The organism is Antrihabitans stalagmiti (assembly GCF_016482825.1).
Lineage (GTDB): Bacteria > Actinomycetota > Actinomycetes > Mycobacteriales > Mycobacteriaceae > Antrihabitans > Antrihabitans stalagmiti.
This window is the reverse complement of the sequence record NZ_JAEMNV010000001.1, coordinates 987,242-994,068: the sequence shown is the minus strand read 5'-3', so window position 1 is coordinate 994,068 and position 6,827 is coordinate 987,242. Positions and strand designations below refer to the sequence as shown.

Annotated in this window: 6 protein-coding genes; 4 read left to right on the top strand and 2 right to left on the bottom strand. The window is 63.2% G+C overall.

From position 1 onward, the window contains the following. Window positions 1–1,081, top strand: a 1,081-nt coding sequence (locus JGU71_RS04535; protein WP_233528613.1) for an alpha/beta fold hydrolase, incomplete at its 5' end; no start/stop codon positions are given. A gap of 27 nt (window positions 1,082–1,108) precedes the next feature. Here the strand turns inward: JGU71_RS04535 and JGU71_RS04530 are convergent. Both JGU71_RS04530 and JGU71_RS04525 read right to left on the bottom strand, forming a co-directional pair. Then, entirely contained in the window at window positions 1,109–2,353 is a 1,245-nt protein-coding gene (locus tag JGU71_RS04530; protein WP_199702680.1) for a glycosyltransferase, read from the bottom strand. Between the two features lie 91 nt (window positions 2,354–2,444). Further along, a complete protein-coding gene (locus JGU71_RS04525) occupies window positions 2,445–3,503 on the bottom strand; it encodes a ferredoxin--NADP reductase (RefSeq protein ID WP_199702678.1) in 1,059 nt (352 codons plus the stop codon). A gap of 156 nt (window positions 3,504–3,659) precedes the next feature. Here JGU71_RS04525 and JGU71_RS04520 point away from each other — a divergent pair, with 156 nt between their 5' ends. The 3 genes from JGU71_RS04520 to JGU71_RS04510 are packed head-to-tail and all read left to right on the top strand — an operon-like array spanning window position 3,660 to window position 6,805. After that, a complete protein-coding gene (locus JGU71_RS04520; protein WP_199702676.1) occupies window positions 3,660–5,285 on the top strand; it encodes a flavin-containing monooxygenase in 1,626 nt (541 codons plus the stop codon). Next, window positions 5,282–6,082, top strand: a complete 801-nt coding sequence (locus JGU71_RS04515; RefSeq protein ID WP_199702674.1) for a mycofactocin-coupled SDR family oxidoreductase — start codon at window positions 5,282–5,284, stop codon at window positions 6,080–6,082. The genes JGU71_RS04520 and JGU71_RS04515 overlap by 4 nt, the downstream gene beginning before the upstream one ends. Window positions 6,083–6,085: 3 nt before the next feature. Beyond that, window positions 6,086–6,805: a mycofactocin-coupled SDR family oxidoreductase gene (locus JGU71_RS04510; RefSeq protein WP_199702672.1), complete on the top strand. Its 720-nt coding sequence runs from the start codon at window positions 6,086–6,088 to the stop codon at window positions 6,803–6,805. Window positions 6,806–6,827: the final 22 nt, after the last annotated feature.

The window sequence follows — 6,827 nt, the reverse complement described above, 5'->3', positions numbered from 1 at the left end:
GCCTGCGCCGGATTATGCGGTGGGGGCTGGGGTGTTTCGGGCGGCGAGTACGCCGGTGGAGGAGATTGTGGCGGGGTTGTTTGCGGAGGTGTTGGGTGTTGGGCAGGTCGGTGTCGATGACGATTTCTTCGAACTCGGCGGCCACTCACTCAGTGCTACAAAGCTATTGGGCCGGATCCGGGCGGAACTCGGTATCGACCTGCCGGTCAGGGTGATGTTCGAGACCCCGACCGTCGGTGGCCTCGCCGTCGAATTGGCGAAAGCCGACCGCGCGCCGGTCGCCAACGAATCCACCGAGGCGCAGGCCGTCGAGTTCACGGCTATGGCCGCGGAGGCGTTTGCGGGAGTGTTGCCGATCAGGGAAGCAGGCTCGAAACCGCCGGTGTGGTGCATGCACCCCGGCGGCGGGCTCAGCTGGTGCTATCGCGGCTTGGCGAAGCATCTGCAGGACCGACCCATCTACGGGATTCAGGCCCGCGGCTTCGACGGCTCGACACCGTTGGCCGTATCCGTCGACGCGATGGTCACCGACTACATCGAAGACATCCTGGCGATCCAGCAGAGCGGACCGTTCTATGTCCTCGGTTGGTCTTTCGGAGGTGTGGTCGCGCACGCTGTCGCGGCAGAGTTGGACAAACGCGGCCACGAGGTTGCCTTCCTCGGCCTACTCGACAGCGCGCCGATCGGCGAGGAAGCCCGTCGGGCAATGGATCAGGCGCCATCGGACGACTTCGTGCGCAACGAGATTCGCGAATGGATTCGCCACCGCTACGGAGACGTGGTCGACACTGCCGAATACTCGACGTTCCTCGATCAGGCTTTCCGCATCTTCAAGAACAACGTGACGATCATGACCGAACACACGATGCCGGTGTATCCCGGCGATGCGCTACTACTGCGGGCGACGGTCAGTCCGGTTCAGAAGACATCGATCGAAGCACTCCCCGAAACCTGGGGCGAATACATCGACGGTCGAATCGTCACGCGCGACATCCACACCGCACACATGGATCTCGACCTGCCCAAGCCTGCCGCCGAAGTCGCGAAGATCTTGCACGAATACCTCGAAACGATGAAGTAGCAAGTGCAACAGGTGCATTGGCTTGGATCAACGCAGGCGTTCTTCGACCGCCTCGAGCACGGCGACGGCTCCGTCTTCGGCCTGCAACCGTGCAGAGATGGTCATTGCACGCTCTCGGTAGCGCGGATCGGAGGTAGCCGCGACGACAGCGTCGGCTAACCGTTCGACAGTTAGATCCTTTCGCTGGATCACCGCTGGGGCGACCCCGAGCGAGTGCAGGCGTTTGGCCCAGAACGGTTGGTCGCCGATCGCTGGCAAGGGCACGGCGGGTACGCCCGCGCGGAGTCCGGCCGCCGTCGTCCCGGCGCCCGCATGGTGCACCACCGCACTCACTCGAGGAAACAGCCACGCGTGCGGAACATCGCCGACCGTGATCATGTCCGGACCGTCGCCCCGCAGGCGTGCCCACCCCGAATCGACAACTCCGCGCTTGCCGGCTCGGCGCAACGCCGAGCACACGATTCGGCTGTAGCGGTCGCCGGCTTCGGTCGCGGTACTGCCGAGTCCGACGAACACAGGCGGGGGCCCTGCGGCGAGAAACTCCACCAGTTCCTGTGGCGGAGTCCAGGTTGGAACGGACGGCGGCCACCAGTAGCCGGCGACTTCGAGCCCGGCCCGCCAATCCGACGGTCGCGCAACAACTTCTGCGCTGAATCCGTGCAAGACGTGCCAGTCGTCGAGGCGTTTGCGGATGTGCTCGCGCAACGACACGGGCGCCAGCCCGAAGGCTGCCCGGACGTCGTTAATCAACGACAGAAACGGCTGCTCTCCGACCGCGAGTAGCTTGCCCATCGCACGGTTCGCGTCCCGCCCGAACGACCGAGTTCCGGCCATGGGTGGCGGAAAGTCACCGGTAGGGGCGAGCGGCTGCAGAAACACGCCGATTGCGGGGATGTCGAAACCTTCGGCGATGTGAAACCCGAACAGCGACACAGGGGCCGGTACGAGCAACAGATCGGCATCGAACGACACGTCGATGACAGCGAAGGCCACCGCTCGCATGTCTTCGACCATGTCCTGAACCAGTTTTCGCGACGGCCTGACACGCTGACCCTCCAACATGCGCTGTGCCATAGCAGATTTGCGCGTCTCGGCTTCGATGTCGCGCGGCAGGGGTCGGTACTCGAGACCGGCACCGGTGACGCGGTCTTCGAACGCCCTCGTCGTAGCGATCACAACGCGGTGGCCTGCGCCACGTAGCCGGATTCCCAACGCGACGAACGGGTCGACGTCGCCGAGCGGTCCGAACGCGGGAATCACTACCGTTCGCATAAGTTGGATCGCCCTCGATCGGCGGATGCCATCGGCCATCGGTACATCGCTCGATTGTCGCAGTAGGCCGTCGAAGTCACATCTGGAAAGCTCAGAACTCGATCTTGACGTGATCGGTGCTCGGCCGGGATTGGCAGGCGAGGATGTAGCCGCTGTCGATATCGTCGGGATCGAGCACGCGGCAGTTGTCCATGACGACGTCGCCTTCGACAACCCTGCACGCGCACGATCCGCATTCGCCTTCCCGGCAGGAGTACGGCACGTCGAGTCCTCGGGCGAGCATGATGTCGACGAGGGTCCGGGCGCGCGGCCACGTGAGGTGGTGGGACTCGCCGTCGAGTTCTACCTCGAGTGTCGCGGCATCGTCGTCCGCGTCGTCCGCGCCGAGGTCGACAACCGGGATGGGCGAAAACGGGTCGCCGGCAAGTGAATTGAAGGCTTCCGCATGGATTCGGGAACGGGGTACGCCGAGGAGGTTCAGTGCTTCGCGGGCTGCGTCCATAAACGGCGCCGGCCCACACAGAAAGGACTCGTAGCCCTCGAACGGTGCGATGAGCGTCGCCATTCGCTCGGCGTTCGGGAGGCCTTGCTCGCTTTGGAGCAAATGGAAAATCAGCAGGCGTTTCGGCTGCGCCGCCGCAAGCTCTCGCAGCTCATCGGCGAAGATCACCGACTTCTCGTCACGATTGGCGTAGACCAGTGCGACCTTGCCGTTGCCTTGGGTAAGAGCCGATTTCAGTATCGAGATCACAGGGGTGATGCCACTGCCTCCGGCGAAGAGCAGGAAGTTGTCGTCGAGATTCTTCGGCGTGAACGCACCCGACGGCGGGAGGACTTCGAGGACGTCACCGATCCGGACGTTGTCGCAGATCCAATTCGACCCATAGCCGTCCGCAGTGCGTTTGACGGTGACTTTGGGGTGTTCGTCGGTGAACGGTGAGCTTGCCAGGGAGTAGCAGCGTGCGACGGATCCTGTGCGATCGCTTGGAATACGAAGGGTGAGAAATTGTCCGGGGCGGTAGTCGAACGCTCCGTCCGTCTCGTCGGGCACATGGAAGACGACTGAGCATGAATCGGCGGTTTCTTCGATGACGCCGGCAACCCTGAGCGCAATCGAAGCAGACGTACGGGGCTTGTCGACGGTGGTCATCGTCGTTGTTCCTCTCGTTCGACAACGAGAGGAATTATGCGAATACGAAGTGGTCTGGGGGAGAGCGACTTCCGCTGGCCGGGACGGTCACAGTCGACAACCCACTCACCGGGAACAAGCAGCCGATTTCTCGTGCGGCGCCCCTAGCGTGCTCACATGGTCACCACAAGGACTCCCGCTGAGCCGACAGTCGACGTGGTTGTCGTCGGCGCCGGATTCGCAGGGTTGTACGCGCTGTATCGCTTTCGCGCACAGGGTTTGTCGGTCCGGGTGTACGAAGCGGGTTCCGACGTCGGCGGGACCTGGTACTGGAACAGGTACCCGGGCGCGCGGTGTGACGTGGAGAGCGTCGACTACTCCTACTCGTTCTCCGAGGATCTGCAACAGGAATGGGACTGGACCGAGAAGTACGCATCTCAACCCGAGATTCTGAGCTACGTTCGGCACGTCGCCGACCGTTTCGACCTCCGGCGCGATATCCGGTTCGACACCAGAGTGCTGACCGCTCACCTCGACGAGGACACGATGCGCTGGACTGTCGAGTCCGACCGCGAAACGGTGACGGCACGGTATTGCGTCTTCGCCACCGGGGCGCTGTCGACGGCGATGACGCCGAACATTCCTGGACTCGAACTGTTCGCCGGCGAAACGCACCACACCGGTCATTGGCCGCACGGTGGCGTCGAACTCGAGGGCAGACGTGTCGGCGTGATCGGCACCGGATCCTCCGGCATCCAATCGATTCCGATTGTCGCCGAGCAGGCGGATCACGTGTTCGTCTTTCAGCGCAGCGCGAATTACAGTGTGCCTGCTGGTAATACGGCGATCGATCCAGAAACACGGACGCGGGTAAAAGCTACCTACGCCGAGCGGCGACGGCTCTCACGTGAGAGCGGAGGCGGCTCCCCGTACAACGCCTATCCGACGAAGACGATGGACACGCCGCCCGACGAGCGGCGAGCAGCTTTCGAGGCGCGCTGGCAGCTCGGCGGCGTGTTGTTCAGCAAGACCTTTCCCGATCAAACGATCGACCCTGTCGCCAACGACGAGGCAAAAGCATTTGTGGAAGCCAAGATTCGCGAGATCGTCGAAAACCAAGAGGTTGCCGAGCGGCTGATCCCGAAGGACCATCCGATCGGAACCAAACGAATTTGCACAGATTCCGACTACTACCGGACGTTCAACAAGGACAACGTCACACTGGTCGATCTGCGCGACGCTCCGATCGATTCCATCGATGCAAACGGAGTCCTCACGACGGCAGGTCGCTACGACCTCGATGTGCTGATCTTCGCCACCGGCTTCGACGCGATGACAGGTTCGCTCGATCGGATCGATATCCGTGGCCGCGGCGCGGTTGCGCTGAAGAATCGATGGGCAGACGGTCCACGGAGTTACCTCGGCCTCGGCGTGGACGGCTTTCCGAACATGTTCATCGTGACCGGACCGGGTAGCCCGTCCGTACTTGCGAATATGGTGTTGGGCGCCGAACAGCACGTCGATTGGATTGCCGACTGTCTTGCCTACCTCGACGAACATGGTTGTGTTGCAATCGAAGCCATGCCTCGAGCAGTCGACGACTGGGTCGCCGAGTGCAACGAAAGGGCCGCGGCGACGTTGTTTCCGATCGCCAATTCGTGGTACCTCGGCACGAACATCCCGGGTAAGCCGCGGGTATTTATGCCGTTCATCGGCGGGTTCGGGGTGTACGGCAGCATCTGTGCCGAGGTCGCGACCGCCGGGTACAAAGGATTTCGTGTCATCGAAGGCGACAGTCGATGAGCAGATTGCGAGGCACTGTCGCGTTCGTCACCGGTGCGGCCCGCGGTATGGGGCGAAGCCACTGCGTCCGGATGGCCGCGGAAGGTGCCGACATCATCGCAGTCGACTTGGCCCCATCGTCTGCAGACCTCGACGAGACCGCATTGCTCGTGCGCAACCTTGGCCGCCGCTGCACTACCTCGGCCGCCGATGTGCGCGAACCGGAGTCGTTGGCCGCGGCAGTATCCAACGGCGTCGCCGAACTCGGGCGCCTCGACGTGATTGTCGCCAACGCAGGCATCTATGCCGATCTTGCCCCGTCCTGGGAGCTGCAGGAGTCAGCCTGGCGGGGGACCCTCGACATCAACCTCACCGGCGTCTGGCACACGATCAGGGCCGCGATGCCACACCTGTCCGACGGTGGTTCGGTCGTGATAATCAGCTCGACCAACGGGGTCAAAGGAACTGCGAACACTGCCCACTACTCGGCCAGTAAGCACGCGGTTGTCGGGCTGGCACGCACGCTCGCAAACGAATTGGGTCCCCGCGGAATTCGGGTCAACACCGTGCATCCCGGCGCGGTCGGAACGTCCATGATCCGCAACCCCGATGTATTCGCAAACTTGCGTCCGGACCTGGAAAACCCCTCGGAGCGGGATGCCGTCGCCTTGCTTGCCGCGAAGAATCTGCTCCCGGTGCCGTGGGTCGATCCGATCGACGTGAGCAATGCCGTGCTTTTTCTGGCATCCGAGGAATCCCGATACGTGACCGGCACTCAGCTGGTCGTCGACGCCGGCCTGACGCAGAAGGTGGACTGAAACATGGGGCGAGTAGCAGGCAAGGTTGCCCTGGTCACCGGAGCAGCCCACGGTATCGGACGCGCTCAGGCAGTTCGCCTCGCAGCGGAGGGTGCAGCTGTCATCGCTGTCGACAGGTGTGCATCCGTCGACACCGTGATCGCTCCAGCGGCAACACACGCAGACCTGGCGGAGACGCAGCGACAGGTCGAGGCGGTAGGCGGGCGGATGTGCGCAGTCGTTGCCGACGCGCGACACGCAGACGCCTTGCGCGATGCGGTCGACCGTGGGACGTCCCGGTTCGGCGGTCTCGATATCGTCTGTGCCACAGCCGGAATCACTCCGACCGGTGCCGCTGTGGAGTTGACCGAGGACGCCTGGCAAACGATGCTCGACGTCAACCTCACCGGCGTATGGCAGACATGCAAAGCCGCAGCCCCGCACCTGATCCGGCGCGGTGCGGGTTCGATGATCCTGACCAACCCGGTCGAGGCGCGCCGGGGACCGACGGGAGTCGCGCATTACGTCGCTGCGAAGCACGGTGTGGTCGGACTGATGCGTGCGATGTCGAAAGAGTTTTCTGCGCACAACATTCGGGTCAACTCCGTGCATCCGGCCAACGGCGACACACCGATGATCCAGCCGATCGACGTGGCGAACGCAACGCTGTTCCTGGCCTCCGATGAGGCGCGTTACATCACGGCGGTGACGTTGCCGGTGGATGGCGGCAACAGGCAACGCTGAGCGTCGCTCATAAATCGACGGC

What these genes read in the sequence shown, in the direction of transcription:
- JGU71_RS04525 (WP_199702678.1), bottom strand. Translation starts at nt 3,503, where the DNA reads ATGACCACCGTCGACAAGCCCCGTACGTCTGCTTCGATTGCGCTCAGG.
- JGU71_RS04530 (WP_199702680.1), bottom strand. Translation starts at nt 2,353, where the DNA reads ATGCGAACGGTAGTGATTCCCGCGTTCGGACCGCTCGGCGACGTCGAC.
- JGU71_RS04515 (WP_199702674.1), top strand. Translation starts at nt 5,282, where the DNA reads ATGAGCAGATTGCGAGGCACTGTCGCGTTCGTCACCGGTGCGGCCCGC.
- JGU71_RS04510 (WP_199702672.1), top strand. Translation starts at nt 6,086, where the DNA reads ATGGGGCGAGTAGCAGGCAAGGTTGCCCTGGTCACCGGAGCAGCCCAC.
- JGU71_RS04520 (WP_199702676.1), top strand. Translation starts at nt 3,660, where the DNA reads ATGGTCACCACAAGGACTCCCGCTGAGCCGACAGTCGACGTGGTTGTC.